This is a genomic window from Arthrobacter russicus, from assembly GCF_031454135.1.
GTDB lineage: Bacteria > Actinomycetota > Actinomycetes > Actinomycetales > Micrococcaceae > Renibacterium > Renibacterium russicum.
The window spans coordinates 3,201,449-3,227,794 of record NZ_JAVDQF010000001.1 but is presented as its reverse complement, the minus strand read 5'-3'; the positions used below and the strand labels follow the sequence as shown (position 1 = coordinate 3,227,794).

Below are 26,346 nucleotides of genomic sequence, written 5' to 3'. Positions count from 1 at the left end.
AGCCATCGCTCAGCCCGGTCGGATCCGGGCCAGCGCGGAACGCAACAAATCCGGGTCGGCGAAGTCGAGCCAACTGATCCGCGGGTCGGCATTGAACCAAGTGCTCTGCCGCCGGGCGAACTGCCGGGTCGCCACCACGGTATCCGCGGCAGCGTCGGCAGTGGAATAGCCGGCTTCGTCGAGGACGCGCAGGAATTGCTGGTAGCCCAGGGCCCGGCAGGCGGTGCGCCCGGCCCGCAGACCGGCCCCGGCCAGGGTCCGGACCTCGGCGAGCAGACCCTGCTCGACCATCGTGTCAACGCGTCGGGCCAGCCGGTCGTGCAGCACTCCGCGGTCGCCGTTCAAACCGATTTGGAGAGCCGGTTGGAAATATTGCCGCTTGGGCATGAAGGAAGAGAACGGCCGCCCGGTCAGCTCGTACACCTCCAAAGCCCGGACCAGACGTTTGTAGTCGCCGATCCGCTGCTCGGATTCCGGATCGACGGCGCGCAAGCGGGCTCGGAAAGCGACGGCCCCGTCCTGTTGCAGTTCGGCGTCGAGCCGACGCCGCAGCTTCGGGTCCGTGCCGGGGAACTCCAGTACGTCCAGCACGGCCCGCACATACAGCCCGGAGCCGCCCAGCAGGATCGGGTGCAGTCCCCGGGCTCGGATATCGGCGATGGCCTGGCGCGCCTCGGCTTGGAACCGGGCGACGCTGGCCTCTTCCGTGATTTCCAAGGTGTCCATCAGGTGGTGCGGTACACCGCGCCGCTCGGCCAGGGGAAGTTTCGCGGTGCCGATGTCCATGCCACGGTAGAACTGCATCGAATCGGCGTTGATGATCTCCCCGCCGAGCTCCTCGGCGAGTTGCAGACCGAGCTCCGACTTTCCGGTCCCGGTGGGCCCGACCACCGCGATCAGGCCAGGCTCCCCGCCCGACGGTCCCGTCACGTGCGGCGGCTCATGCTCCGGCACGAACCGGAATCACCGGCATGCCGAGCGAAACCGAACGTTTGCCTTCCGGCGAATCCCCCGCCGGCGCCGGAACTCCGCAGGATTCCGCTTGCGAACGGTCCCAAGCATCGCCGGCCCGGGATTTGCGCAGCCGGTAAACGCTGCCCGGCAGCGGGTCCGCCACCAGGTGGAAGGTCGAAGCCCCGGTGATCGTCACGGTGACCAGGTCTCCGGGGCGGGGCGCCTCGGTGCCGTCCGGAACCGCGAAATGCACCAGCCGGCTGTCCTTTGCCCGGCCGGACAGACGGTTCGTCTCGGCGGACTTCTTCCCGCTGCCGGCGGTGACCATGAGTTCCACCTCGCGGCCGATCTGTCGGGCATTTTCCTCGGCACAGATCCGATCCTGCAGCGCGGTCAGCCGTTCGAATCTCTCCTGCACTACAGCTTTGGGCAGCTGATCCGGCAGATCCGCCGCCGGGGTGCCCGGGCGCTTCGAATACTGGAAGGTGAAGGCCGTGGCGAACCGCGACTGTGCCACGACATCCAGCGTGGCCTGGAAGTCAGCCTCGGTCTCGCCGGGGAAGCCGACGATGATGTCCGTGGAGATCGCGGCGTCCGGGATCTGCGCCCGGACTTTTTCCAAGATGCCCAGGAACTTCGTGGACCGGTAGGAACGGCGCATGTCCTTGAGCACCTTGTCCGAACCGGACTGCAGCGGCATGTGCAATTGCGGCATCACGTTCGGCGTCTGCGCCATGGCTTCGATGACGTCATCGGTGAAGGCCGCGGGGTGCGGACTGGTGAAGCGGACCCGCTCCAAGCCCGGAATCTCGCCGCAGGCCCGGAGCAGCTTCGAGAAAGCCTGCCGGTCGCCGAATTCGACGCCGTACGAATTGACGTTCTGGCCGAGCAGGGTCACCTCGATGGCGCCGTCGTCGACCAAAGCCTGGATCTCGGCCAGGATGTCCCCGGGCCGGCGGTCCCGCTCTTTGCCGCGAAGCGAAGGGACGATGCAGAAGGTGCAGGTATTGTTGCAGCCGACCGAGATCGATACCCATCCGGAATACACCGCGTCGCGCTTCGTCGGCAAGGTCGATGGAAAGACGTCCAGGGATTCGAGGATCTCCAGTTGCGCGTCCTCATTGTGCCTGGCCCGCTCGAGCAGAGTCGGCAGCGAACCGACATTGTGCGTGCCGAAAACCACGTCCACCCACGGCGCGCGTTTGAGGATGGTGTCCCGGTCTTTTTGCGCCAAGCAGCCGCCGACCGCGATCTGCATTCCCGGGTTGGCTTCTTTGACCGGGGCCAGCTGACCCAGATTCCCATACAGCTTGTTGTCCGCGTTCTCACGGACCGCGCAGGTGTTGAAGACCACGACGTCGGCGAGCTCACCGTCGGCGCGGACCAGCCCGGAGCTCTCCAGCAATCCGGCCATCCGCTCGGAATCGTGGACGTTCATCTGGCAGCCGAAAGTACGCACCTGGTAGGTGCGCCGGGTCGATTCCCCGGCGGGCAGGCCCGGGGTTCCGATGGGCGATGCTGTGGTCTCGGGCTGGTCGGCGGTCAAAGTCACTCACCAATCTTAAGCCCCGGGCCGCGGAACCGGGGAATCAGTACCAGCCCACGGACTGCGAATGGGCCCAGGCCCCGCACGGCGAACCGTAGCGGCCTTTGATGTAATTGAGCCCCCAGATCACCTGGGTCTGGTAATTGGTCAGCCAGTCGGCGCCGATCGAGGCCATTTTTCCAGCCGGCAGCGACTGCGGGATCCCATACGCCCCGCTGCTCGGATTGGTCGCCGTGGTCAACCAGTTCGATTCCCGGTTCCACAGTTGCAGCAAGCAGCCGAATTGATCCTGTCCCCAGCCGAAGGTGCCCAAATTCGCCGAAGCGAACGCTTGGGCCCCTGCCGGGTTGTTCACCGCGCCACCCGGATTCGTCGGCGGGGTCACCGGCGGATTGGTCGGCGGATTCACCGGCGGCGGAGTCCCACCCCCGGTTCCGGGCTGCGGCTTGGCGGCGTCACGGGCTGCCTGTGCCGCACGCGCATCCGCTTCGGCCTGCGCTTTCGCGGCAGCGGCCGCCTTCGCCTGCTGAGCTTGCTCGTATTCCCGTTGGGCTTCGACGCCCTGCTGGTATTTCTGCGTGGTGTCCAGCACCGTGTTGTTCAGCGACGCCAACTGGGCATTGAGCGTATCGCTTTGCGTCTTGGTCCCGGCTACCTGGTCCTCGACGGCCTTCTGCGCTGCCGCCGCGGCATCCGAGGACCGTTGGGCGGCTTCGCTGAGCCGGCTGCGCTCCGCCTCGGCCTGTTTCTGCTGCGCCTGCAATGAGGCGGTGGCTTTCCGCGCGGATTCAGCCTTCGCGTACAGATCGGCCGCGTTCTGCGTGACGATGTTGACCAGATCCAGCCGCCGCAGACTGTCGGTTGACTGAATCGCGTCGATCGCGGAGAAAATCCCGAGGCTGCTGCTGCCTGCTTTGTACGACTGGGCAGCCAGCGCTCCGGCTTCTTTTTTGAGCTGCTGCGATGCCGCGTCCGCCTGCTGCAATTGGCCGTTGAGCACCTCGACCCGGGTACTTGCCGCCGCCAATTCGGCTTTGGCCGCGGAATACTCGCTCAAGGCCTGGATCGCGGCATTGCCCAGGCTGACCGCGGAATCCTGTAAGTTCGCCAAGAGTGCATTGATCTTGTCGACCTCGGCAGCGGTTGCGGATGCGTTTTGCTTCGCGTTCTCCACATCCTGCCAGCTCGGATACCCGCTCGGCGGCGCGTCATCAGCTTGCGCGGGCGAGACAGCGAATCCGGACACCACAAGCAAGCCGGCAAGCAGAAAAGCCGGCGCCGCATGCTTCAATCTCAGGCTGAACTTGAACATATGTAGTTCAGACTAACCCGATTAGTCGCATGATGCAGCCCATCGGAAGCTCTCACAGCGTGTCCCAAGCATCGGAACTCGACTCGAGCTCGCCGAGTTCCCGGTTCACGACCTCGAAAGCCAGCCCCGAGGAATAGCCCTTCCGAGCCAGCATCGACACCAAGCGCCGCCGGTGTTTGTCGAGCTCTTCACGATCGCGCGCCGGACGTGCTGAGCGCAATTTGCGCCTTACCAACTCTGCCGCGGAGCTTCGCTCGTCCGTCTCGCTGAGCTGTTCCAATGCGGCTTCGGCCAGCTCCTTGGCGATTCCCTTTTCGGACAGTTCCCGCCGGAGTGCACCCCGGGCCAGCGATTTGTTGCGGGCCCGGGAGCGCACCCACATCTGGGCAAACTCGGCGTCATCGATCAACCGGACCTCTTCGAACCGGTCCAGGACCGCTTTCGCGGCCTCGGCCGGAACCTCGCGCTCGGCGAGCTTGGCAGCCAATTGATGCCGGCTCTTCGGCGCCATCGTGAGCTGCCGGAGCACAATCGCCCTGGCTTCGGCCTCCGGGCTGAGACTTTTGCCGGCAGCGCCGGAACCTCTGCCCGCAGCCGCATCGGCGCCCGGCCCTGCGGCATCGACAGTAGAACCGGCTCCCGGGCGCCGCCGACCCGCGGCTCGGGACTTATCGGCTCGGGATCCGGAGCGGCCCGCCATCACTCGGCCTCTGCCCGGTGGACGCTACTTCCGTGAAACCGCATCACGATTCTCCTGCCTCGCTCCGCCCATTCGACCACCCGGCCAGCTGCGCACCGAACCAGTTGCTTTTTGAACCAGTGGCGCATCGAACCGGTTGTTCAGTCAACCAGTTCAGGCTCCGTCTACCGAGCGCAACTGCGGCGCGGCTCCGGCATCGCCCTCGCTGACCGCTTTGATGCCGACGCCGAGTTTCTCTTTGATCAAACGTTCCAGCTCTTCGGCCAGCTCGGGGTTGTCCCGGAGGAAGCGGCGGGAATTTTCCATGCCTTGACCGAGCTGGTCCCCATCGTAGGTGAACCAAGAGCCCGACTTCTTGATGATTCCGTGTTCCACGCCCATATCGATGATGCCGCCCTCGCGGGAAATGCCCTGGCCGTAGATGATGTCGAATTCAGCCACCTTGAAGGGCGGAGCCATCTTGTTCTTGACGATCTTCGCTTTGGTCCGGTTGCCGACCGAATCCGCGCCTTCCTTGAGCGTCTGGATCCGGCGGACATCGATGCGCACCGAGGCGTAGAACTTCAACGCCTTTCCACCACTGGTGGTTTCCGGGCTGCCGAAGAAGACGCCGATCTTTTCGCGGAGCTGATTGATGAAAATCGCGGTGGTCTTGGTCTGGCTCAAGCGGCCGGTGATCTTGCGGAGCGCTTGGCTCATCAACCGGGCTTGCAGGCCGACGTGGCTGTCGCCCATTTCGCCTTCGATTTCAGCGCGCGGAACCAGGGCCGCCACCGAGTCGATCACCACGATGTCGATGGAGCCCGATCCGATGAGCATGTCCATGATTTCCAGCGCCTGCTCACCGGTGTCCGGCTGGGAGACCAACAAAGCGTCCACGTCGACGCCGAGCTTCGCGGCATAGTCCGGGTCCAAGGCGTGCTCCGCATCGATGAACGCGGCGATCCCGCCGTTGCGCTGGGCGTTGGCCACGGCATGCAGTGCGACGGTGGTCTTTCCGGAGGACTCCGGGCCGTAGATTTCCACCACTCGGCCGCGCGGCAAACCACCGATGCCCAAAGCGACGTCCAGAGCGATCGAGCCGGTGGGAATCGTCTCGATCGGGGCCCGGACTTCATCGCCCAGCCGCATGATCGAGCCTTTGCCGTACTGCTTGTCGATTTGCGCGAGTGCGGCTTCCAAGGCCTTTTCGCGGTCTGGCGATGCTGCCATTGTGACACCTCGATGCTTTCTTTTCCGATACCGCGTCGGTACCTGGCCTGCGATCCGGGGGTTCCCGCATCCGTTATCCAAGACGCTACGGGGAGCCACCGACAATATCCCTCGGTCCTCCGCGAAGCGCAGTCAATGTGGATAACTTTCACCAAGCGTCCGACGATGCAGACGATTCATTTCTGCTCCAGAGCCTACCGCTATCCGAACAGATATTCGAATGCCGTTCCGGCGTGTCGCACCGATCCCGGTACTGCCTGCTCAGCGTTTGGGCTTGCGGTCTTTTCCGAGCCGGCGTTGCAGCGGCACGTCTTTGGCATCGCAGACCGCGAGCCAGACCGCTTTCGGGTCGATCCCGGCCTCGAGCGCTTCCAGCGCGGAACGGCCGCCGACGTCGGTGAGCACCAGGTCCCGGCCGAGCGAACGGGCGTAACCGGCGCCGAACTCGTCGTCCATCAGGCTCCAAAACTCACTCACGCGCATAACTGTGATCCTCCCATGGACTGGGTGTTTTCCGGCAAATCGCTGAGAATACTACCCTTACAGCGACTAGTATGGTTTGATGACGACCCAAAGAAACGGCCGCCGAGATAGTCCCCCGTCCACGGACGCTGGTTCCGAAAGCCCCGATGAAGCGGCCATCGAATCTGCAGAAGCGCAACTGAGCCTGCTCTGGCGCCGGTCCCGGGCGGTTTCCTACCAACTTGCCCGAGAGGTGCATCCCGATTTGGAACCGGCCGCTTACGGGCTGTTGGCGATCCTGGACCGCGAAGGGCCCATGCGCCTGACCGACCTGGCTGCCAACATCGGCGTCGGAAAGCCTTCCGTCAGCCGCCAGATCGCCTTTTTGGAAAAGATCGACATGATCCACAAATTGGACGACCCGCTGGACGGCCGGGCCCAATTGATCAATCTGACCGGCAAGGGCACGCATCGGATCCGCACCAGCCAATCCGCGCGCAAAAAGGCCATGGACGACCGTTTGGCGGCATGGTCGCCGGCGGACGTCCGGCAATTCGCCAGACTGCTCGGGAAATTCAACGAGGACTTCGAGAACACCGCCAAGGACGACGAGACGACTCCCCCGGCACCCGGCGCCTGAACCCGAATACCAGAAACGAGTGGACCGGCTGATCGAATCAGCCGGTCCACTCATTATTTTGTCCAATCCGACGGCCTCGCCGTCGGGAGTGCGTCTAGTTGAAGGCCGGGGCCGGGAACTCCGCGGAGAACTCATCGTCGAGCGTACGCCCGTAACGGGCGGAGAATTCCTGCGGGACGGTGTCCGGAATTGACACGCCCTCGGCAACCGCGAGGCGGTCGCTCACCTCGCGCAGCATGAGCGAGAGCGGGACGTCCAAAGCCGAACAAATCGAGGAAAGCAGCTCGGAGGACGCTTCCTTCTGGCCGCGCTCCACTTCGCTCAAATAGCCGAGCGAAACGCGCGCGTTGTGTGATACCTCGCGAAGAGTCCGCCCTTGGCGCTGACGCAAGTCTCGCAAAACGTCCCCAATTTCGTGGCGAAGCACCACCAGCTTTTTATGCGCTCCGGGAGCCACCTTGGCGTCGTCTGCCAAACCCACATCCCGCCAGCGAACTACGCCGTTTACGGATACGGGTTGTTTCACCATCTGTATCGTTGCTCCTTGTCAGTTCCCCAGGATGGGGATCGTTGGTTTAATCCTAGGCGGCTTGTCCAGCCGCTGCAGACATAATCAATAACTAACCATCGATTTGTTTTGTTCCCGGTTGCTTCCCGAGAGAATCCTGTGAAGCCGTGCTCCCGGTATCCGCGGCCAGTACCGCGGCCAACAGGGCGAGCGCGGACTTTTCCGCGAGCCTGCGGATCTGCGCCCGTCCGCCGTCGAAATAGTGCTCCGCGACCTCGAGCACGCCGTCGAAGGCCACCGCCACGAAAACCGTGCCGACCGGCTTGCCGTCGTGCGGATCAGGGCCGGCGGCACCGGTGGTCGCCAGCCCGATCCGCGCCCCGGTCGCGGAACAGGCGCCCAGCGCCATCTGCCCCGCGACGCCGGCATCCACCGAACCGCGCTCCTGGAGCAGGCGCTCCGAGACCCCGAGCAGAGCCGCCTTCACCTCGTTCTGGTATGCGACCACACCACCGCGGAAAACTGCGGAGACTCCGGGGACTGCAACCAGATCCGCGGCCAGCTGTCCGCCGGTCAGCGATTCCGCCGTAGCAAGGGTCAACCCGCGTCGGGCCAGGAGGCCGACGAGTTTCGGCAGATCGACCTGGGCCCCGGTCAACCCCGGTCGCCTTCCCGGGCCTCCGCCGGCTGGTTCCCGGAGCGCCGCAGCCTGGCGGCCTGCACGAGGTAGTCGACGCCGGTCAACAACGTCACCGCGAACGCGGCCAGCATGACCAGGAAGGCGATCATCCCGAGCCAGGGCCATTGCGGAGTGAGGGGAAGCAAATACAGGAAAATCGCAACCGTCTGCAAAACCGTTTTGATTTTCCCGCCGCGGGAAGCCGGGATCACCCCGTGCCGGATCACCACGAACCGCAGCACCGTGATGCCGACTTCGCGCAACAGGATCAACACCGTGATCCACCAGGGCAACTCGCCGAATGCGGAGAGCAGGATCAACGCGGCGCCGATCAGCATTTTGTCCGCGATCGGATCGGCGATCTTGCCGAAATCGGTGACCAAGCCGTGTTTCCGGGCCAAATCGCCGTCCAGCTTGTCGGTGTAGATCGCCACCGTGAAAACCAGGACCGCGACCCAGCGCCACCAGGAGTACTGCTGCCCATCGGCTAGCAGGAACCAGACGAAGAACGGCACCATGACAATGCGCAGCACGGTGAGCACATTGGCGATGTTCAACGGCGGAACCCGGTCCGGGGGCGCCGCGGAGGCATTTGCTCGTTCGTCCGTCACATGCTCTACCTTAGCCGGAGCCGGCCAACGCCTCCGGCCCGAATCCTTCGTCCGGCCCGGGCGAACCGCGCTGGGCCAACCATTGGTTCGCGGCGTCCAGGACCTCCCCGGCTCGTTCCGTGCCGGCAGCGGCGAGTTCCGGCACGAAAGCCAGCCGGCTGCGCCGCGCCAGCAAGTCCGGAACGCTGCTGGCACCCTCGGCCACCACGCCGAAGAACAATTCGGCGCCGGTGACCCCGGAACCCGTGGCGACTTCTTCGGCAAGCATCGGCTCGACCCGGGACAAGGACTCGACCAGCCGGGCTTCGCTGCCATATCGGTGCACCAGCCGGAGCGGGGCGCCGAGCGCAGCAAGCTCTGCCGTCGGCGCCGCGCCGACCAGGGCGAGCTTGCGGGTGACGCAGCTTGCTTCCCGGCCCAGGCGGCGCAACACCGAATCCACCGCGTCTTCGGCCATTTTCCGGTAGGTGGTGAGCTTGCCCCCGGCGATGGTGATCGGACGGCCGGGCAGATCCAGCAGCACGTGCCGCCGGGAAACGTCCGCACTCTGCCCAGGAGCGCCGTCCCCGGACTTGCTGATCAACGGCCGGAGACCGGCGAAGCGGCCCAGGACGTCCGTTGGCAGCAGCGGCTCGGCGAGCGTCCGGTTGACGGTTTCCAGCAAAAACTCGACATCGGATTCCGGCACCGCGGTGGCATGCCCGTCAGCACCCCGGTCGAGTTCGTCGGTCAGACCCAAATACACCTGCCCGTTCGATTGCGGCAGGGCGAAGACGTAACGGCCGAAGTGCCCGGGCACCGGAGCGGTCCAGGCAGCCCGCGGATTGCCCAGGCGCTCCGCGGCGACCACCAGATGGCTCCCCCGGCTCGGCAGCACGTCGAGCGAACCTTCCAATTGGCCGGCCCAAACCCCGGTGGCGTTGACCACGGCGCCGGCCCGCAGGTTCAGCAACCCGCCGGTGCGCTCGTCCAGCGCGGTGACCGTGCGGTCGGTGGCGGCGATCGCCTTGAGTCCGGTGAGCACGTGCGCTCCGTGTTTCGCGGCGGTGCGCGCCACGGCGATCACCAACCGAGCATCGTCTTCGAGCTGCCCGTCCCAGTACAGCAGCGCACTGCGCATCCGGTCCGGATCCGCCTCCGGGGCCAGTCGATGCGCCGCAGCCGCAGTGAGCCGTTGCGGCGGCGGCAGGTATTGCCCGGACAGTCCGCTGAGCCGGCGCATCCCGTCGGCCAGCAGCACGCCGAACCCGGCAGCCCAGAACTCCCAGCGCGGCGAGGCTTTCGCTTCGGCGACCAGATAGCCCAACGGCCGCACCAGATGCGGCGCGATGAACTCCATCAACCAGCGGCGCTCCAGCGCGGACTCCCAGGCGACACCGACGTCCGCTTTAGCCAGGTAGCGCAGCCCGCCGTGGATCAGCTTGGAACTGAACCCACTGGTTCCGGACGCCAGGTCCTGGCTTTCCAGCAATGCCACGCTGAGCCCCCGGCTCGCCGCATCCAGGGCGACGCCGGCACCGGTGATTCCGCCGCCGATCACCAGCAGGTCCACCTCCTGCTCCTGGATCGAGGCCAGCGAGACGGCCCGGGACCGCTCATTGATCCAACTCATCGGGTAGCCTCCGGAGCCAAGTAGCGGTGCAACATCAGTTCCAGCTCCTCGAGTACCGGCCGGTACTCGGCACGGGCTTCCAAGATCCGGGCCGGCAGGGCCACCGCTTGCATGATCAGCAACACCATGGTGCCGGTAGCGGACCGTGCAGCGATCGAACCGTCGGCCACGCCAGCCGCGAGCAATGGCGCCAGCGCCGCCAGAATTAGCTCCTGACTCGCCCCGAACCGATCGGTGAGGTAAGGGATCAGCAGCTCCGGGTCCCGTTCCAGAATCGAGGCGACCATCTCGTCCGCGGCATAGAGCCGGACTCCTTCTAGGACGAAGCTGACCAGCCGGTCCCGTCCGGTGCCCCCGGTCGCGTGGCCCGTGGCCGCGGCGACCGCATTGCGGAATTCCCGGGTCAGCGTCTGCAGCACCGCATGGTCGACCGATCCCAGTTGCCGGTAGAACGTCATCCGGGAAATCCCGGCCCGGGCCGCGATGTCCTGGACCGTGGTGCGCCGCACGCCGTGCAAGATGACCGCAGCCCGGGTCGCGTCGAGAATCCGGTCCACGGCGCCACTGCGGTTGCCTGATGAAACACTGGTACTTTGTGACTCCATGTGTAACACTGTAGCGGTGGGAGCAGATATTACGGAAGACGTTGGCAGATCCGTTTGGTACGGATGGGGAAATCCGGCCCGGGCCGCTGAGTTGCCGGGGCACGCCACGGCGTTCCTGCGTACGGCGCTGGAGCTCGACTCGGTCGCCCGCGAGCACCTCCCGGTGCGGCTGGACCAGGTGAGCCTGCCGGAAAGTTCGCTGGACGAGTCCCGGCTGGCTCTGTTCCGGGACGCTTTGGGCGCGGAGCACGTGTCCACCGCCGCTGCGGACCGGGTGCTGCATGCCGGCGGCAAAAGCACCCCGGACCTTTATCGGAGGCGCACCGGAGACGCGCAGGCGGCCCCCGATGCGGTGCTCAGCCCCGGTTCGGACGAGGAGATCCGGAAAATCCTGGAGATCTGCGTCCGGGAGCACATCGCGGTCACCCCCTTCGGCGGCGGCACCAGCGTCGTCGGCGGCGTGGAGCCGATCAGGAGCGCGCCGAACGGCCAAACCTTCACTGCCGCCGTCGCCCTGGATCTGGGCCGGATGGCGCAATTGCTCGAGCTGGATCCGGTCAACCGGTTAGCCACTTTCCAAACCGGAATCCGCGGCCCGGCAATCGAGGCGGCGCTCGCGGCGCACGGATTCACCCTCGGCCACCTGCCGCAAAGCCACCAACAGGCCACTCTCGGCGGATATCTGGCCACCCGCTCGGCCGGTCAAGCCTCCACCGGCTACGGGCGCTCCGACGCGCTGGTCCGCCGGCTGAGCTTGGAATCGCCGCGCGGCACCCTGGATTTGGGCGGCTTCGCCCCGGCGACCGCTGCCGGTCCGGACCTGCGCAGCATCGTCGTCGGTTCCGAAGGCACTCTGGGCGTGATCACCAAGGCCACGATGGCGATCGTGCCGCAACCGGAACACAAGCGCCATGGTGCGTGGGCCTTCGCCGATTTCGAATCCGGCACCGAGGCGCTGCGCGCGCTCGTGCAGGCCGGAATCCCACTGCCGGCAGTCGCCCGGCTCAGCGACCGCGAGGAAACCGAATCCACCTTGCGGCTGGCCGGCGGAGCCAAAATCGCCGCGCTGCGCAAATACTTGGCCCTGCGCGGCATGCCCCAGCCGGCTTTGGCCCTTTTCGTCTGGGAAGGCGGAAAAGCCGCGACCGCGGCGGCTCGCCGGCAGTGTTCGAAGCTGCTGCGCGCCGCCGGCGCGGTGTACCTCAGCTCGGCCCCGGCGATCTCCTGGGAACACGGCCGCTTCAGCGCGCCCTACCTCCGGGACCGGCTGCTGGACATCGGCGTGCTCGTGGAGACCTTGGAGACCGCCACGTCCTGGGACCGGCTGCCGGCCCTGCACGAGGCGGTGAACCAGGCGATCCTGGGGGCGATTTCCGACGGCGGGAAATCCGGCTGGTCGCAAGCCCATGTCTCGCACGTGTATCCTGGCGGCGCGTCGTTGTATTTCACTTTCCTGGCCGGCCAGGAAAGTGATCCGCTGCAGCAATTGCAGCGGATCAAGGCGGCGGCGAGCGAAGCCATCGTGAAGGAACGGGCCACCATCACCCACCATCACGCCATCGGGACCGACCACGCGCCCTACCTGGCGGCGGAAATCGGGCCCCTGGGGGTGGACGTTTTGCGGGGTATCAAAGCCGCACTCGATCCGACCGGCATCATGAACCCGGGAAAGTTGATTCCTGCAATGGAGGAGGATCAGAAATGAGCAAAATCGATCTGCGCGGAAAAACCGTCTTGATCACCGGTGCGGCGATGGGAATGGGCCGGCTCTATGCCGATCTCGCTGCCCAGGACGGGGCGGCCCACGTCGTTCTTTGGGACATCAATGAAGATCTGCTGGCCAAGGCCGACGCCGAACTCCCGGACTGCGATGTGCATTGCTACACCGTCGACGTCAGCTCGCTCGAGGCGATTCGGGACGCGGCCGGGAAAGTGCTGGCCGACGTCGGGGTTCCGGATGTCTTGATCAACAACGCCGGGATCGTGCGCGGCAAGTACTTCTGGGAACACGATCACGAGGTGGACATCGAACTCGTGATGCGGATCAACGCGCTGGCCCCGATGCACATCACCAGGGCTTTCCTGCCGGCCATGATGGAAGGCGGCACAGAACGCCGGATCGTGAACATCGCCTCCGCCGGCGGTCTGGTCTCCAACCCCAAAATGAGCGTCTATTCCGCCTCGAAATGGGCCGCGGTGGGCTGGAGCGATTCACTGCGGCTGGAATTGCTGAAAACCGGGCACGGCAATATCAAAGTCACGACGGTTTGCCCCACCTACATCGCCACCGGAATGTTCGAAGGCGTCAAAACAATCCTGATGACCCCGATCCTCACCCCAGAAGCAGTGGTGACAAAAGTCTGGCGTTACATGAAGCCGGGGAAACCCTTCGTGATCATGCCCTGGACCACCCAACTGGGCAAAATCCTCAAAGGCACCCTGCCCACCCGGGCTTGGGACCTGATGGCGGACCGGGTCTTCGGCATCTACGGCACCATGGACAGCTTCGTCGGCAGGGAAGGCCGGCAGCAGCCCACTACGGGCAAACGCTGACCGTGTAGCAGAGGCGTCCGGTCCAATCTCACGGAGGCCTCTGCTACGGCATGGGCGCTGATCAGCGCCCGGTCAGCTGCCAGGCGTCTTCGCCGCTTTCGTCGTCGCCGCCATCGTGGTAGTCGATCGCCTGCGTCCGGTTGTCCAGATCCTGGGCGACCAGATCCACCGGCTCGGCGAATCCCTGATTCACATTCGCATTGGCCGCCAGTGCCGCGACCGTCGGGTCCACCGCCGAACCGGCCGGCGGCCCGTCGCCGCGGATCGCGGCCAAGGTCGCCGCCAAATCGTCCGGCTTGACCAATACATCGCGCGCCTTCGAGCCCTCGGAGGGCCCCACCACGCCGCGGGACTCCAGCAGGTCCATGAGCCGGCCCGCCTTGGCGAAGCCGACGCGCAGTTTGCGCTGCAGCATCGACGTCGAGCCGAATTGCGTCGTGATCACCAACTCGGTGGCCTGCAGCAGCACATCCAGGTCGTCGCCGATCTCTTCGTCGATCTGCTTCTTCGGGGCTTCCACCGCGACGTCCTCGCGGTACACCGCCTGCAACTGCCCCTTGACATGCTCCACCACCTGGTGGATTTCCGATTCGGTCACCCAGGCGCCCTGCACGCGGATCGCTTTGGAAGCACCCATCGGCAAGAACAACGCGTCGCCTTGGCCGATGAGCTTCTCGGCGCCGGGCTGGTCCAGGACCACCCGCGAGTCGGTGACCGACGACGTCGCGAAGGCCATCCGGGAAGGAACGTTCGCCTTGATCAAACCGGTGACCACGTCGACCGAAGGCCGTTGCGTGGCCAGCACCAAGTGGATGCCGGCAGCCCGGGCCAGCTGGGTGATCCGGACAATCGAATCTTCCACGTCGCGCGGTGCCACCATCATCAGATCGGCAAGCTCGTCCACGATCACCAGCAGGTACGGGTACGGCTTGAGGATCCGCTTGGAATCCGGCGGCAGCTTCACCTTGCCGGCCCGCACCGCCTTGTTGAAGTCGTCGATGTGCTTGAAGCCGAAGTTGGAGAGGTCGTCGTACCGGGTGTCCATTTCGCGGACCACCCACTGCAGTGCCTCGGCGGCCTTCTTCGGGTTGGTGATGATCGGGGTGATCAGGTGCGGCACCCCTTCGTAGGCGGTGAGTTCCACGCGCTTCGGGTCCACCATGACCATCCGCACCTCGTCCGGCGTGGAACGCATCAGGATCGAGGTGATCATCGAGTTCACGAAGGACGACTTGCCGGCACCGGTAGCACCGGCCACCAGCAAGTGCGGCATCTTGGCGAGATTCGCGACCACGAAACCGCCCTCGACGTCTTTGCCCACGCCCATCACCATCGGGTGATCGGTGCGCCGCGCGTTTTGGCTGCGCAGCACATCGCCCAGGGAGACCGTCTCGCGGTCGGTGTTCGGGATTTCGATGCCGATCGCGGACTTGCCCGGGATCGGCGAAAGGATCCGCACATCGGCGCTGGCCACGGCGTAGGAGATGTTCTTGGACAGCGCGGTGACCCGCTCCACCTTGGTTCCGGCACCGAGCTCGATCTCATACCTGGTCACGGTCGGGCCGCGGGAGAACCCGGTGACCTGGGCGTCCACGCCGAATTGGGTGAGCACATTGGTCAGGGCGGCAACCACCGCGTCGTTGGCCTCGGTACGTTCCTTGGGCAGCGTGCCCGGGGCCAGGAACTCCGAATCCGGCAGCGTGTAGGTGACGTCGCCGGCCAGGCTCAACTGTTCGGAGCGTTGCGGAATCGGGGTATTGGGAACCTGCGGCACGAGTTTGTTGACCGCGACCGTGGGGTTGACCGTGGGGACCGGCGGCAACCCCCCAGAAGGGACCTGCGACAAGGCTTCGGTCACCGGCTCGGCGGCCAAACCCTGGGAAGCCTTGAGCTTCTCCGTGGCGATTTCCGCCTTGGTGGGTCGCCGGACTCCCGGGGGCACCAACGGCGTGGTCGGCACAGTGTCCACCGGATCGGCATCGACCAGGGCGTGTTCGAAGGCTTCATCGCCGTTGAACCGGTCCAACACCGAGGTTTCTTCAGCGTCGGATTTCTTCCGCCCGAACAACGGCTTCTTCTCGCGCTTCGGCTTCGGCTCGGCCCCGTCGCGGTCGTAGAGGTAGCTCTGGTCATGGCCGTTGTCCGAGGTCTTTTCGTGCGGGTCCTGGCCCATCAAGTGCTCGTAAAGCTGGCCGAGCCGGGACGGGATCGCCCGGAACGGCGTCGCCGTGACAATCAGGACACTGACGAACGCGAACAAGGCGTAGATCAGCACAGCGAGCCATACGTTCAACGCCGAAAACGGCGAAGCGGCCAGGAAACCGATGGTTCCGCCGGCTTGGCTGACCCCGTCGAAGCCGCTGGCCAACGAAGGCTGCCCACCGACGATGTGCGCGATCGCGGCCCCGGCGACGGTCATCACGGTGAAGCCGATCGCCACCCGGTTGTTCGACCGCACGTTCTGCGGGTACCGGAACTGCCGGATCGCGCCGATGAACAGCATCAGGGGCAGCAGCAAGCCCATCCAACCGATGCTGCCAGCAACCACGCCGTGCACGCCGTCCGCGAACCAGCCTTTCAAGCCCCACCATTCGAACGTGGCGATGCCCACGGCCAGGAGCAGGAGCAGCAAGGCACTGCCGTCGCGCCGGCTTTCCGGCTCCAGGTCCGAAACATCGTGGCCGATCCGGCGCACGCCGCCGCCGACCAGGTGCCCCAGCCCTTGCCAGAGCCCGACGGCGGCGCGTACCGGCCAGACGGGTTTGATCTCGGGTTCGGGTGCTTGGGGCCGCGCGCGGGTGCCGCCAGCCGGTGTTTTCGCCTTGCTCGGGGCACGACCAGTTGACGGGCGCACGGGGGAAGTTCGAGTCGCCATATCTTCACGGTACTGCTATTACTCGCACTATCCCGGGATTTACGGGCCAAAAGCTTGCCGCAATCCAGCCACCACCGCCACTTGGGCGCAGTTGAGCAGGATGTTGACGCCGCACACCCTGCTCAACTGCACCCACGTGGCAAGCTCGGCCTAAACCGATTCCGAAATCAGCACGGCCGAGATTCCCGGCACCAAGGCTTGGAAGACGTGCGGTGCATCCCCCGGCTAGGAAATGTAGTCCCCGGGGTGCAATTCCACCGGGGCCCCGGCCGGGCCGACCAGCGCCGAGCCCGAGCTGATCACCACATGCTCCACGGTTCCGGCCGGGTGCAGGTCCGAAGCCTTGGCGCTGCCGGGTTCGGCGACGATCAGGAAAATGTCCCGTCGGGCGTGCGGCGGGCAGACCGCGAGCAACGTCGCCACGTAGTCTGCGCCTTCGGCCGCGAACCGCGCCCCTTGCCCCGGCCGGACCACCTGGCTGCGCACCTGCGGTGGATCGACCAGACGGGAAAACGGGATCTCCAAGGCAGTGCAGATTGCCCAGCGCGTTTCGACGCCGGGATTGCCTTCGCTGGATTCGAGCCGGGAAAGCGTCGATTTGGCAATGCCAGCCCGCCGAGCAGTCTCGGAAAGGCTCAAGCCAGCTTTGGCCCGCTCCCGCTTCAACCCGGAGGCCACCAGCTCGCTTGGCGTGTTCCGCGACAAACGTTCTCCTTATCGTATGATCGTTCGCCTTGACGAACAAGACTCCTTCCTCCGCAGTAGAACACATGCGTTCAATATGGAGAACAATCGATCGTTCTACGATCCGGTCGAGAGCGCTCATGTCTTTGTCCGTCGGGATAGTCGGCGTGTCTTATGGCGTGACCGCCACGGCTGCCGGCTTTCCGCTCTGGCAGATTCTGGTCCTGGGCTCATCTTCGGAGTTTCTCTTCGTCGGCATCGCGGCGGCCAGCGGAAATCTGCTGGCCGCCGTCGTCGCCGGCTTGCTGGTGAATCTGCGGAACTTCGTCTAGGCCGTGGGCGCCGGCGAGTTCCTGCGGCCGGGCTGGCGGAAATTTTTCGGCGCGCTGCTCGGAGCGAGCCTGGGCCAGATCGAGCAACGACCTGAATCGCTCGGCCTGGATGCCGTGTTTCCGGCCGTGCTCCTTGCCTTGCTCCTGCCCGCGATGCGCGAACGGCGGGCCCTCCTGGCCGCCGCCGTGGGCACCGCACTCAGCTTGGCGGCGACGCCGATCCTACCCTTCGGGTTGGCTCCGCTGCTCGCCCTGAGCGCCTTACTGCTGGTACTGCCGAGACGTGGCATGGCGTGAATCCCAATGCTGTCTTCATCGCCATCGTGAGCTTCGGCGTGGCGAATTACACTTTGCGCAGCGGCGGGGGGTTTCTCCACCCCAGCCTGGACTTCTCCCCCGGCGTCCAGCCGCTCTTGGAGTGCGGCACCGTAGTGTTGTTGGCCGCCGTCACGGTCAGCAGCACGCTGTTCTCCGGAACGCATTTCGCCGGTTTCGCACTGCCCGCTGGTGTACTGGCGGGCGGCATGGCGAGCTGGTTCAAAGTTCCATTGAACCTGTCGGTGCTGCTGGTGGCGAGCACGACGGCGCTGTTGCGGGCGGCCGGATTGCCGTAGGCCTTTGTCGTCGCGGCCTCTTCGGTTAGACTCCTTTTGAATCTAAATCAGGAGGATTAATGGAGCGGGCAGCGTTCTGGCGCTATTTCAGGTACCTGCTCTTTTACCTCCTCCTCCCGGCGAGCATCACCTGGCAGCTCTGGTTCAATCCGACGACCGGACTTGCCCGGGAAGGCAATTGGCCAGGGACCGCACCACTCGCCATTTTGCTTTTTCTCCTGCTACTTGGAGCTGCGCTGCTCTTCGTCCAGCAATGGCACGCAGGAGTGCGAAAAGCTACCGCACAGGTCATCCAGACTGCTTTGGACCGGGGATACCGCGAACAAAACATCATTCCGCTGGCCTTCGCACGCTCGCCGCGTTCCGAACGGTTCCGGGCCAGCACTGCCGGTGCGCCGGTTTTGGCCTGGGATGCAGACAGAGTTGAACTCTTCGTCAATCCGCCAGGGGCTAAGGCTCCCTACCGGGTGCTCTCCGGCGTCCGTTCCGGCAGCAACATCGAACTGCGCCGAATCGCTCTGGTCCATCCGATCGGCGGCGAATACTGGGGCATTCAGATCACGTTCCGCCGGACCGTCCCCACTCAGGATGGGACTACTCAGACCTGGAAGTTCGTCCCCCACCCACACAGCTCTTGGTCGATGATGCGAAAAGCCGCAGTCATGGAGCTCTTCGCCGAGCTGGCGGGCTCCGGCACCGGTAGCCTGGCAACCGAGCTTCGCCAAAATGCCGACCAGGAGAGTAAATGAAGCATCGGCGGTTCTGGCGCTACATCAGGTATGTTTTGTTCGCCCTGATCATGGGAAACATCGTCTGGCAGCTCGGCTTCAGTCCCTCCAACAGCCTGGTTCGAGACGGCAACTGGTTACCGATAGCAATCGGTGCTTCCATTACCGTGCTGGTGGTAGTCGTCTTGGTGCTCGTGTCCAAACCGCTCAATGCCAAAGCCCGCATGGAAACCGAAAAAATCATCGCCTTCGCGGTGGCCAACGGATACCAGGAACAGGATCTGACACCTCTGGTCTACGCGATCTCGCCCTTCGGCGAAAAGTACAAAACCGGTATGGCCGGAGCCCCGATCCTGGCCTGGGACGACGAACGGCTGGAGCTTTTCGTCAAGCTGCCTGGCGCACCGGGCCCGCAAAGCGTCCGATCCGGCAATCGTGCCAATGCCGAGATTTCGCTCGAACGAATCCTCACCGGCAATCCGTTCTGGGGCAAGTCAGAGCATCCGATCTGGGGTGAGCAGTGGGGATTCCAGATCAGCTTCGGCAGCACTGGGCCCGGCGGGCGTGAGGCCCTGGTGACCTGGAAGTTCGTACCGTTCACCCGCAACTACCGGCAGATGCGAAAAGCCGCGATGGCCGAACTCGTCGCCGGACTGGCCAAGGACGTCACCGCCGCCTGAGCGAACCCGAAGCAAAAACGGAAGGTGCGCCGGACCCGGAGGTCCGGCGCACCTTCCGGTACTCGGTCAGGCTAGGAGTCTAGGCCTCCAGCACCACCGGGATGATCATCGGCCGGCGGCGCAGTTTGCGGTTGACCCAAGTCCCCACGACGCGGCGCACCACTTGCTGCAATTGATAGGCGGTGTGGTCCTTGGAGGCCATCACAGCTTCCTCGAGCGCGGCGTTGATCTTCGGGACGATCTCGTCGAATACCGAATCCTCTTCGGCCACGCCCCGGGCATGGATTTCCGGCCCGGAGACGATTTTTCCAGTGGTCCGGTTCACCACGGTGACGATCGAGATGAAACCCTCGTCGCCCAGGATCCGCCGGTCCTTCAAATCGGTTTCGGTGACTTCGCCGACGCTGGATCCGTCCACGTAGACGAAGCCGCATTCCACCTGGCCGACGATCCGCGCCACGTGGTCTTTGAGGTCCACCACGGTTCCGCCGTCGGTCAGCAGGACGTTCTCGGCCGGCACGCCGGCGGACTGCGCGATTTTGCCGTTGGCGATCAAATGCCGGGTCTCGCCGTGCACCGGCATCGCGTTGCGCGGCTTGATGATGTTGTAGCAGTACAGCAGCTCCCCCGCCGCAGCGTGGCCGGAGACGTGCACCTTCGCACTGCCTTTGTGGATCACGTCCGCGCCGAGCTTGAGCAGTCCGTTGATCACCCGGAACACCGCGTTCTCATTGCCCGGGATCAGCGAGGAAGCCAGGATCACGGTATCGCCCTGGCCTACTTGGATCCGGTGGTCCCCGTTCGCCATCCGGGACAGTGCGGCCATCGGTTCGCCCTGCGAGCCGGTGCTCATCAACACGACCTTGGAGTCCGGCATGTTGTCGATGTTCTTCATGTCGACCAGGATGTTGTCCGGCACATTGAGGTAACCCAATTGCGCGGCGATGCCCATATTCCGCACCATGGACCGGCCGACGAAGGCGACTTTCCGGCCGTGCAGCGCCGCCGCATTGAGCACTTGCTGTACCCGGTGCACATGCGAGGAGAAGGACGCCACAATGATCCGCTTCTCGGCCTGGCCGAAGAGCGAATCCAGCACTGGGCCAATCTCGCGCTCCGCAGTGGTGAACCCGGGCACATCGGCATTGGTCGAATCGGCCATGAACAAGTCCACGCCTTCTTCGCCCAATCGGGCGAAGGCGCGCAGGTCGGTGATCCGGCCGTCCAAGGGCAACTGGTCCATCTTGAAGTCGCCGGTGTGCAGGACGTTCCCGCCGGCAGTGCGGATGAATACTGCGAGCGCGTCCGGAATCGAGTGGTTCACCGCGACGAATTCGCATTCGAAGGGGCCGAATTGCTCCACCTGGCCCTCAGCCACCGCCATGGTGTACGGCTTGATCCGATGCTCCTGCAGCTTCGCCTCGATCAAGGCCAAGGTCAGCTGCGAACCGATCAGCGGGATGTCGTTGCGCAACCGCAGCAAGTACGGCACCGCCCCGATGTGGTCCTCGTGGCCGTGCGTGAGCACCACCGCCACGACGTCGTCCAACCGGTCCTCGATGTAAGAGAAATCCGGCAGGATCAGATCGACTCCGGGCTGCGTCTCCTCCGGGAAGAGCACCCCGCAGTCGACGATGAGCAGTTTCCCGTTGATTTCGAAGACGGCCATGTTCCGGCCGATCTCGCCGAGCCCGCCCAGCGGTACGATCCGCAAGGTTCCTTCTTTGAGCGCGGGCGGCGTACGCAGTCCTGGTTGGGCTACTTGGGTCATACTGTGCTGTCCAAAATATTGATGTCGAATTCCATTCCGGCCTCCCGTAGGTCGGCCACGATAGGAGCGAGTTCAGACCCGCTCGGTTGCACCAGCGGCAATCGCACCGCTGGGTTGGGCAGTACTCCCTGCCACGTCAGAACTTGTTTGGCCGCGACCGCGCCCTGGACATGCGTCATCACCGCGCGGATCACCGGATCCAATTCGAAATGCAGCGCGCGCGCCGTGCCGAAATCGCCGGCCAGGGCAGCATCGACCAGTGCCCGGAATTTTCGGGTCGCCACATGCGCCGTCACGCTGACCACGCCGACGGCGCCGGCGGCCATCCATGGCAAGGTCAGCCCGTCATCGCCGGAATACACGTCGAGGTCGCTGCCGGCGAGCACCCGGGTGACCGCGCCGAAGTCCGCTTTGGCGTCCTTGAGCGCGGTGATCCGGGGGTGCTCCGCCAACTGGAGGATGGTCTCAGTGGCGATCGGGATCCCGGTGCGACCGGGAATGTCGTAAACCATGATCGGCAGTTCGGTGGCATCGGCGATCGCTTCGAAGTGCGCCCGGACGCCGGCCTGGCTCGGTTTGTTGTAGTAGGGGGTGACGATCAGCAACCCGTCCACACCGAGCGCCTGCGCCTTCTGCGACAGCGCAATCGAGTGCGCCGTGTCGTTGGTTCCAGTGCCGGCCAGGATCGCGGCCCGGTCGCCCACAGCGTCCTTGACCGCTTGGAACATCGCGAGGTTTTCCGCATCGGTCAGCGTCGAAGTCTCACCTGTGGTGCCGGTGACCACCAGACCGTCGCAGCCGTCGTCGACCAGCTTCACCGCGAGCGCCGCCGCCTGGTCCAAGTCCACCTGGCCATCGGCGGCGAACGGAGTCACCATCGCGGTGAGGAGGGTGCCGAACGGGTAATTGCGGGACTGGTCTGCCATAAGTAAAACGTTACCCGCTCGAACTGGAATTCGTTCAATGGTGGCAGTACAGGGTTTGGTTCAGGAAGTGGCCGACGACGGCGCCGGGGCACCCTGGTCGGCGCCCGGGTTGGATTTCGGCGCACTGGGTTCCGGGCTCGGCTGCGCGGTCGCCGGAGGGGTCGCCGGCGTGCTCGGCGGGGTAGTCGGCGGCTCGGTGGTCGGCGGGGTAACTGGCGGGCTAACCGGCGGCGTCGTCGGCGGAGTAACCGGCGGCGTCGGCGGCGGAGTAACCGGCGACGTCGGCTGCTCCGGCTTCGGATCGGGCTGCTTCGCGTCTTTGTCGCGGCCCTGGTCCTGCTTGTCCTGATCGCTCAACGGCGGTTCCGTCGGGATCGGATCGGCGCTGGTCGCCGCCGCATAACCGTCGGCCGCGGCCCGGACACTGCGCGTGTAATCGACCGAGTGGTTGTAGGAGAGGATCGCCCGCATCCAACCCTCCGGGCTGGCCAACGACCCGCCGCTGGCGCATAGGTAACGCGCCGCGCTCATCGCGGCATCGTCGATGTTCGATGGATCCGCCTTGCCGTCGCCGTTGGCATCGGTGCCCCACCGGGCCCAGGTGGACGGGATGAACTGCATCGGGCCCACCGCACGGTCCCATTGTTTGTCGCCGTCGTAGAGCCCGCCGTCGGTATCCGGAATCCCGGCGAACCCGTTGCCGTCGAGCACCGGCCCCAGGATCGCGCCGCTGACATTGCCGTCCGGCCCGATGCTGGCTCCGGAATACCGGCCGTGGTTGGATTCGACGCTGCCGACCCCGGCCAACGTCACCCAGCCCAGTTGGCAGCCGGGGTTGCTCCGGGCCATGGACAAGGCCGCGCCCTGATAGGCCTGCAACGCCCGGCTGGGGATCCCGGTTTGCTGCGCGGTGCGGGACAGCCATTCCGGATCGACCGGCAACAACGGCTGACTGTGCTCGGTAACCACGAAACTCGCCACCACGGTCATCGCCGCGGTCAGCGGCTGGGCATTCGCCGCGACCAGATCGGCGAGCTGACGCGCCGTCTGCCGTTCTTGGCGCCACTGCCGGACGTCGTCCAAATCGTCGTACCCGGCAGGAAGCGATCCGGCCGGACCGGTTCCGGAAGCGAGCGCGGCCACCGGGGCAGGAGCCGGCTGTGCGGGCGCGCTGAGCGCCATCATGGCCGGGGTACCCAATCCGAGGCAGACCAGAACGCCCACTGCGGCGGTGTTCGCCGGCCAAATTCGCTTCGGCACAGGCGCTTCTCCTTGCTCATCGCGGTGAAACAGCAATACCTCAAGATGTACTCCGCTGCCCGGCCCGGCGCAAGGGGTGGCCGGCAATTGCCAGCTGCCGTCCAGAAACCGCCGGGGCCAGTCGCATCGGTCCCCGGCACTGCGCGCACAACGCCACCTATTAGCCCCACCCGGTAACACAGCCGCTCCCGTTACACTGGCAGCGTGAGCCCACTCCAGCCACAGACCCCGGCGCAGCCGAACCCCGCCGGGGCGCCGAAACGATGGCCCCGGCTCGTGCGCACCGTGGGCATCGGCGCGGCTGCAACGGCAGGCACCGCCACGGCGGCCGGAGCCGCAGCCTTCTACCTGTTCAAAGCGCAAGGCCGAATGGCCCGACGCCGGATCGGCAAGCCGCTCGGTGAAATCGCGCTCAATGCGGACAAGACCTACAAGAAGAAGCTCGGAAACCCGGTACGGCTGCTGATCCTGGGCGACTCGATCGCGGCCGGGCTGGGTGCGGAACGGCCGAAGGACACCTTGGGGGCTCGGATCGCGCGGGAGTTGGCGAAAAAGACCGACCGTGCGGTGAACCTGCGCACCGCGGCGGTGGTCGGCAGCGAATCAAGTGCCTTGGAAAACCAGATCGACGGGCTTCCGGAAGGCTACCGGCCGGATCTGGCGGTGATCGTCGTCGGCGGGAACGACGTCACGCACCGGATCAGCCCGGCCCAGGCGGTCCCGCACCTGAGCGAGGCGATCGTCCGGCTGCAGGCCTTGGGTGCGCGGGTAGTCGTCGGCACCTGCCCGGATCTGGGCACGCTGCGGCCGGTGCCCCAGCCCCTGCGCTCCGTGGTCCGGGTCGCTTCCAAACGAATGGCCGCCGCGCAAGCCCAGGCGGCCGAATCGGCCGGCGTCAAATACGTGCTGCTGGGGCGATTGGCCGGCCCGCTGTTCCGGGACCACCCGGAAGAAATGTTCTCCGTGGACCGGTTCCACCCGTCCGGGACCGGATACCGGCGCACCGCGAAGTTCTTGGTGCCGGTCCTGCTCAAGGAGCTGGCAGTCCGGGAGTCGGCGGCTCCGGGCGCACCGGATGGGCCGCAATGAAGGGCAGTATTTCGGCGAGCACCGGCGCCGCCGGGACCAGGGTGTCGCCGTGGTTCCGGCCGGGAAGTTCCACCAGCCGCGCTTGCGGCATCAGTTCGGCGGCCCGGCGGGAATCGGCCAACCTCCGGGTGTCCCGGGTACCGGCCAGCAGCAACGCCGGCACCGGGAATTCGCGCAACTCAGCCTCCGGAACTCCTTCCCCGGCTTCGGTCTGCGCGAAATAGGCACGCAAGGCGAGCGGATCATTGGCTTTGAACGCCATCCGGGTCACCGGATCCACCGGACGCCCGGTGCGGCCTTCCCAGCCGGCGATGAACCCGTCCATGCCACCGGAGGCCAAGGCCGCGTCGTAACCCGGGAAGAACAATTCGGCGATCGATCCGGGGGTGATCCGGTAGCTTCCGGCCAGTGAAACGAAGGAGGCCATCCGCTCCGGCGCCACGCTGCCGAGGCCGAAGCCCAGCCGGGCGCCGAAGGAATAGCCGAGATAGTGCGCCTGCCGCACGCCTGCAGAGTCCAAAACCGCCAGCACGTCCGCCAGCACCCGGTCGAGCCGGTAATCGGCACGATCATGCGGCTTGCCGCTGCGCCCGTGCCCGCGCAGGTCCATGCTGACCACGCGGTACTGTTCCGTGAGCGCCGCGACATAGCCCATGCCCCGCCAAATCGCCTTGGAGAGCGCACTGCCGTGCACCAGCAGCACGGTCTCCCGACCGGTCGCGCCCACCGAATCCCAGGCGATCGGCACGCCGTCCTGGGGGTTCGTGGCTTCAGCGCGGAACGGGATCACTGCGGAACTGGGCTGCTGCGGAACATCGCGATCGCGTCGCGCATCGAGGAGCGCGCACGTTTCCGATCGCCGGCGGCATCGTAAGCGCAGGAAAGCCGGAACCAGGACCGCCAGTCGTCCGGGGCGGCTTCGGCCTCACGCTGGTATTTCACGAACTCCGCATCGGCTGCCTCACGGACGATGCGGCCGCCCGGCGTCCGGGGCAGATCGTCCACCGGGAGTCCGCCTTCGGCCTCCAGGATCTTGGCCAGCTTCTGCATCCGGGAACCGAACAAGAGTTCCCGGACCAGAGCCCAGGCACCGATCGGCGGAAGCAGGATCAGCGCCACGCCGAGCACCTTGGCAATCCAGTTGTCGTCCACGATGAGCAGCACCGCACGCTGCAGCAGCACCACCATGTAACCGATCAGCAACAGGCAGATCAGGCCTACCCAAATCTTGGTTTTCACGAATCCAACTCCAAATAGCCGTCCAGCCCGTAGGTCAATCCGGGAACCGAAGCGACCTTGCGCACGCCCAACAGCACTCCGGGCATGAAGGAATCCTGGCCGAACGAATCATGCCGGATGCTCAACTGCTCGCCGGCGGAGCCCAGCAGTACTTCTTGATGCGCGGTCAGCCCGGCCAAGCGGACCGAATGCACCGGCACCTCGTCGACGACGGCGCCGCGGGCGCCGGGCATCGCCTGCTCGGTCGCATCCGGAGCCGGTGGCAGACCTGCCCGGGCCTGTGCGATCAGCTGTGCGGTGCGGATCGCAGTCCCCGAGGGGGCATCGACTTTGTGCGGATGGTGCAGTTCGATGATCTCGACCGAATCGAAATAGCGTGCGGCCTGTGCCGCGAACCGGGTGGCCAGCACCGAGCCGAGGGCGAAATTCGGCGCGATCAGCACACCCACTCCCGGATTCTGGGCGAGCAGCCCGGCCAAAGCGGTCCGTTTCCCGGCGTCCCAACCGGTGGTGCCCACCACCGCGTGCAATCCGTGCTGCACCGCGAACCGGACGTTCTGCTCCGAGGAGTCCGGCACGGTCAGTTCGACGACCACTTGTGCCCGGGTCTCCAGCAGACGCTCGAGCGGGTCGGAGCGGCCCAGGGCCGCCACCAATTCCAAGCCATCGGCCCGGCCGATCGCGGCCACCGCAGCCGCGCCCATCCGGCCATTGGCCCCGATCACCGCAACGCGCAAATTTTCCGTCATGCTTC

Annotated in this window: 28 protein-coding genes; 9 read left to right on the top strand and 19 right to left on the bottom strand. The window is 65.5% G+C overall.

Features of this window, described 5'->3' with window-relative positions; genetic code table 11:
* Positions 1–9: 9 nt before the first annotated feature.
* The 6 genes from miaA to JOE69_RS15145 all read right to left on the bottom strand — a co-directional run bounded on the left by miaA (position 10) and on the right by JOE69_RS15145 (position 6,207).
* On the bottom strand, positions 10–930 hold the full coding sequence (miaA, locus tag JOE69_RS15170; RefSeq protein WP_309800088.1) for a tRNA (adenosine(37)-N6)-dimethylallyltransferase MiaA: 921 nt from the start codon (positions 928–930) through the stop codon (positions 10–12).
* Positions 931–940: 10 nt separating this feature from the next.
* A complete protein-coding gene (gene miaB, locus JOE69_RS15165; protein ID WP_309801329.1) occupies positions 941–2,449 on the bottom strand; it encodes a tRNA (N6-isopentenyl adenosine(37)-C2)-methylthiotransferase MiaB in 1,509 nt (502 codons plus the stop codon).
* Between the two features lie 94 nt (positions 2,450–2,543).
* Positions 2,544–3,746 carry a coiled-coil domain-containing protein gene (locus JOE69_RS15160; RefSeq protein ID WP_309800085.1) on the bottom strand — a complete coding sequence of 401 codons (1,203 nt, stop codon included), beginning with the start codon at positions 3,744–3,746 and terminating at the stop codon, positions 2,544–2,546.
* Between the two features lie 118 nt (positions 3,747–3,864).
* Positions 3,865–4,512 carry a regulatory protein RecX gene (locus tag JOE69_RS15155; protein ID WP_309800083.1) on the bottom strand — a complete coding sequence of 216 codons (648 nt, stop codon included), beginning with the start codon at positions 4,510–4,512 and terminating at the stop codon, positions 3,865–3,867.
* A gap of 153 nt (positions 4,513–4,665) precedes the next feature.
* The gene (gene recA, locus JOE69_RS15150) at positions 4,666–5,724 is read right to left on the bottom strand and encodes a recombinase RecA (protein ID WP_309800080.1); all 1,059 of its coding nucleotides are present in this window, start codon (positions 5,722–5,724) and stop codon (positions 4,666–4,668) included.
* A gap of 261 nt (positions 5,725–5,985) precedes the next feature.
* Complete coding sequence (locus JOE69_RS15145; RefSeq protein WP_296364127.1) at positions 5,986–6,207, bottom strand: DUF3046 domain-containing protein; 222 nt, start codon at positions 6,205–6,207, stop codon at positions 5,986–5,988.
* A gap of 79 nt (positions 6,208–6,286) precedes the next feature.
* Here JOE69_RS15145 and JOE69_RS15140 point away from each other — a divergent pair, with 79 nt between their 5' ends.
* A complete protein-coding gene (locus JOE69_RS15140; protein ID WP_309800078.1) occupies positions 6,287–6,826 on the top strand; it encodes a MarR family winged helix-turn-helix transcriptional regulator in 540 nt (179 codons plus the stop codon).
* 94 nt (positions 6,827–6,920) lie between these two features.
* Here JOE69_RS15140 and JOE69_RS15135 read toward each other — a convergent pair whose 3' ends face one another.
* From JOE69_RS15135 to JOE69_RS15115, 5 genes are all read right to left on the bottom strand, one after another.
* The gene (locus JOE69_RS15135; RefSeq protein WP_296364125.1) at positions 6,921–7,355 is read right to left on the bottom strand and encodes a helix-turn-helix domain-containing protein; all 435 of its coding nucleotides are present in this window, start codon (positions 7,353–7,355) and stop codon (positions 6,921–6,923) included.
* Between the two features lie 91 nt (positions 7,356–7,446).
* Positions 7,447–7,992, bottom strand: a complete 546-nt coding sequence (locus JOE69_RS15130; RefSeq protein ID WP_309800076.1) for a CinA family protein — start codon at positions 7,990–7,992, stop codon at positions 7,447–7,449.
* On the bottom strand, positions 7,989–8,624 hold the full coding sequence (pgsA, locus tag JOE69_RS15125) for a CDP-diacylglycerol--glycerol-3-phosphate 3-phosphatidyltransferase (RefSeq protein ID WP_296364123.1): 636 nt from the start codon (positions 8,622–8,624) through the stop codon (positions 7,989–7,991). The genes JOE69_RS15130 and pgsA overlap by 4 nt, the downstream gene beginning before the upstream one ends.
* A gap of 10 nt (positions 8,625–8,634) precedes the next feature.
* Positions 8,635–10,236 carry a glycerol-3-phosphate dehydrogenase/oxidase gene (locus JOE69_RS15120; RefSeq protein ID WP_309800073.1) on the bottom strand — a complete coding sequence of 534 codons (1,602 nt, stop codon included), beginning with the start codon at positions 10,234–10,236 and terminating at the stop codon, positions 8,635–8,637.
* A complete protein-coding gene (locus JOE69_RS15115; RefSeq protein ID WP_309800071.1) occupies positions 10,233–10,841 on the bottom strand; it encodes a TetR/AcrR family transcriptional regulator in 609 nt (202 codons plus the stop codon). Before JOE69_RS15115 ends, JOE69_RS15120 begins: the two co-directional genes overlap by 4 nt.
* 16 nt (positions 10,842–10,857) lie before the next feature.
* Here JOE69_RS15115 and JOE69_RS15110 point away from each other — a divergent pair, with 16 nt between their 5' ends.
* Together JOE69_RS15110 and JOE69_RS15105 are read left to right on the top strand one after the other, a co-directional pair.
* On the top strand, positions 10,858–12,546 hold the full coding sequence (locus JOE69_RS15110; RefSeq protein ID WP_309800069.1) for an FAD-binding oxidoreductase: 1,689 nt from the start codon (positions 10,858–10,860) through the stop codon (positions 12,544–12,546).
* Entirely contained in the window at positions 12,543–13,394 is an 852-nt protein-coding gene (locus JOE69_RS15105) for an SDR family oxidoreductase (protein WP_296364119.1), read from the top strand. Before JOE69_RS15110 ends, JOE69_RS15105 begins: the two co-directional genes overlap by 4 nt.
* A 61-nt stretch (positions 13,395–13,455) precedes the next feature.
* Here the strand turns inward: JOE69_RS15105 and JOE69_RS15100 are convergent, their stop codons facing one another.
* On the bottom strand, positions 13,456–16,269 hold the full coding sequence (locus tag JOE69_RS15100; RefSeq protein WP_309800067.1) for an FtsK/SpoIIIE family DNA translocase: 2,814 nt from the start codon (positions 16,267–16,269) through the stop codon (positions 13,456–13,458).
* A gap of 225 nt (positions 16,270–16,494) precedes the next feature.
* Complete coding sequence (locus JOE69_RS15095) at positions 16,495–16,974, bottom strand: helix-turn-helix domain-containing protein (protein WP_309800065.1); 480 nt, start codon at positions 16,972–16,974, stop codon at positions 16,495–16,497.
* 65 nt (positions 16,975–17,039) lie between these two features.
* On the opposite strand from JOE69_RS15095, the gene JOE69_RS15090 reads away from it, so the two are divergent.
* From JOE69_RS15090 to JOE69_RS15070, 5 genes are read left to right on the top strand one after another with little or no spacing between them, the layout of a single operon-like run.
* Positions 17,040–17,285, top strand: coding sequence for an AzlC family ABC transporter permease (locus JOE69_RS15090; protein ID WP_309801327.1), 246 nt, complete (start codon positions 17,040–17,042; stop codon positions 17,283–17,285).
* A 3-nt stretch (positions 17,286–17,288) separates the two neighbouring features.
* Positions 17,289–17,582 carry a hypothetical protein gene (locus JOE69_RS15085; protein ID WP_309800064.1) on the top strand — a complete coding sequence of 98 codons (294 nt, stop codon included), beginning with the start codon at positions 17,289–17,291 and terminating at the stop codon, positions 17,580–17,582.
* A complete protein-coding gene (locus JOE69_RS15080; protein ID WP_309800062.1) occupies positions 17,579–17,899 on the top strand; it encodes an AzlD domain-containing protein in 321 nt (106 codons plus the stop codon). Before JOE69_RS15085 ends, JOE69_RS15080 begins: the two co-directional genes overlap by 4 nt.
* 59 nt (positions 17,900–17,958) lie before the next feature.
* Positions 17,959–18,648: a hypothetical protein gene (locus JOE69_RS15075; protein ID WP_309800061.1), complete on the top strand. Its 690-nt coding sequence runs from the start codon at positions 17,959–17,961 to the stop codon at positions 18,646–18,648.
* The gene (locus JOE69_RS15070; protein WP_309800059.1) at positions 18,645–19,307 is read left to right on the top strand and encodes a hypothetical protein; all 663 of its coding nucleotides are present in this window, start codon (positions 18,645–18,647) and stop codon (positions 19,305–19,307) included. Before JOE69_RS15075 ends, JOE69_RS15070 begins: the two co-directional genes overlap by 4 nt.
* Before the next feature lie 79 nt (positions 19,308–19,386).
* Here the strand turns inward: JOE69_RS15070 and JOE69_RS15065 are convergent, their stop codons facing one another.
* From JOE69_RS15065 to JOE69_RS15055, 3 genes are read right to left on the bottom strand one after another with little or no spacing between them, the layout of a single operon-like run.
* The gene (locus tag JOE69_RS15065) at positions 19,387–21,078 is read right to left on the bottom strand and encodes a ribonuclease J (RefSeq protein WP_309800057.1); all 1,692 of its coding nucleotides are present in this window, start codon (positions 21,076–21,078) and stop codon (positions 19,387–19,389) included.
* Positions 21,075–22,004: a 4-hydroxy-tetrahydrodipicolinate synthase gene (gene dapA / locus JOE69_RS15060; RefSeq protein ID WP_309800055.1), complete on the bottom strand. Its 930-nt coding sequence runs from the start codon at positions 22,002–22,004 to the stop codon at positions 21,075–21,077. Before dapA ends, JOE69_RS15065 begins: the two co-directional genes overlap by 4 nt.
* Before the next feature lie 60 nt (positions 22,005–22,064).
* Positions 22,065–23,264: a lytic transglycosylase domain-containing protein gene (locus tag JOE69_RS15055; RefSeq protein WP_309800053.1), complete on the bottom strand. Its 1,200-nt coding sequence runs from the start codon at positions 23,262–23,264 to the stop codon at positions 22,065–22,067.
* 204 nt (positions 23,265–23,468) lie between these two features.
* Here JOE69_RS15055 and JOE69_RS15050 point away from each other — a divergent pair, with 204 nt between their 5' ends.
* The gene (locus JOE69_RS15050) at positions 23,469–24,353 is read left to right on the top strand and encodes an SGNH/GDSL hydrolase family protein (RefSeq protein WP_309800051.1); all 885 of its coding nucleotides are present in this window, start codon (positions 23,469–23,471) and stop codon (positions 24,351–24,353) included.
* On the opposite strand, the gene JOE69_RS15045 is transcribed toward JOE69_RS15050, so the two are convergent.
* The 3 genes from JOE69_RS15045 to dapB are packed head-to-tail and all read right to left on the bottom strand — an operon-like array spanning position 24,295 to position 26,341.
* Positions 24,295–25,143 (bottom strand): alpha/beta fold hydrolase, encoded by an 849-nt coding sequence (locus tag JOE69_RS15045; protein WP_309800049.1) that lies wholly within the window; start codon positions 25,141–25,143, stop codon positions 24,295–24,297. The genes JOE69_RS15050 and JOE69_RS15045 overlap by 59 nt on opposite strands.
* The gene (locus tag JOE69_RS15040) at positions 25,140–25,541 is read right to left on the bottom strand and encodes a hypothetical protein (protein ID WP_296364214.1); all 402 of its coding nucleotides are present in this window, start codon (positions 25,539–25,541) and stop codon (positions 25,140–25,142) included. Before JOE69_RS15040 ends, JOE69_RS15045 begins: the two co-directional genes overlap by 4 nt.
* Positions 25,542–25,588: 47 nt before the next feature.
* Complete coding sequence (dapB, locus tag JOE69_RS15035; RefSeq protein WP_309800047.1) at positions 25,589–26,341, bottom strand: 4-hydroxy-tetrahydrodipicolinate reductase; 753 nt, start codon at positions 26,339–26,341, stop codon at positions 25,589–25,591.
* Positions 26,342–26,346 lie beyond the last annotated feature (5 nt).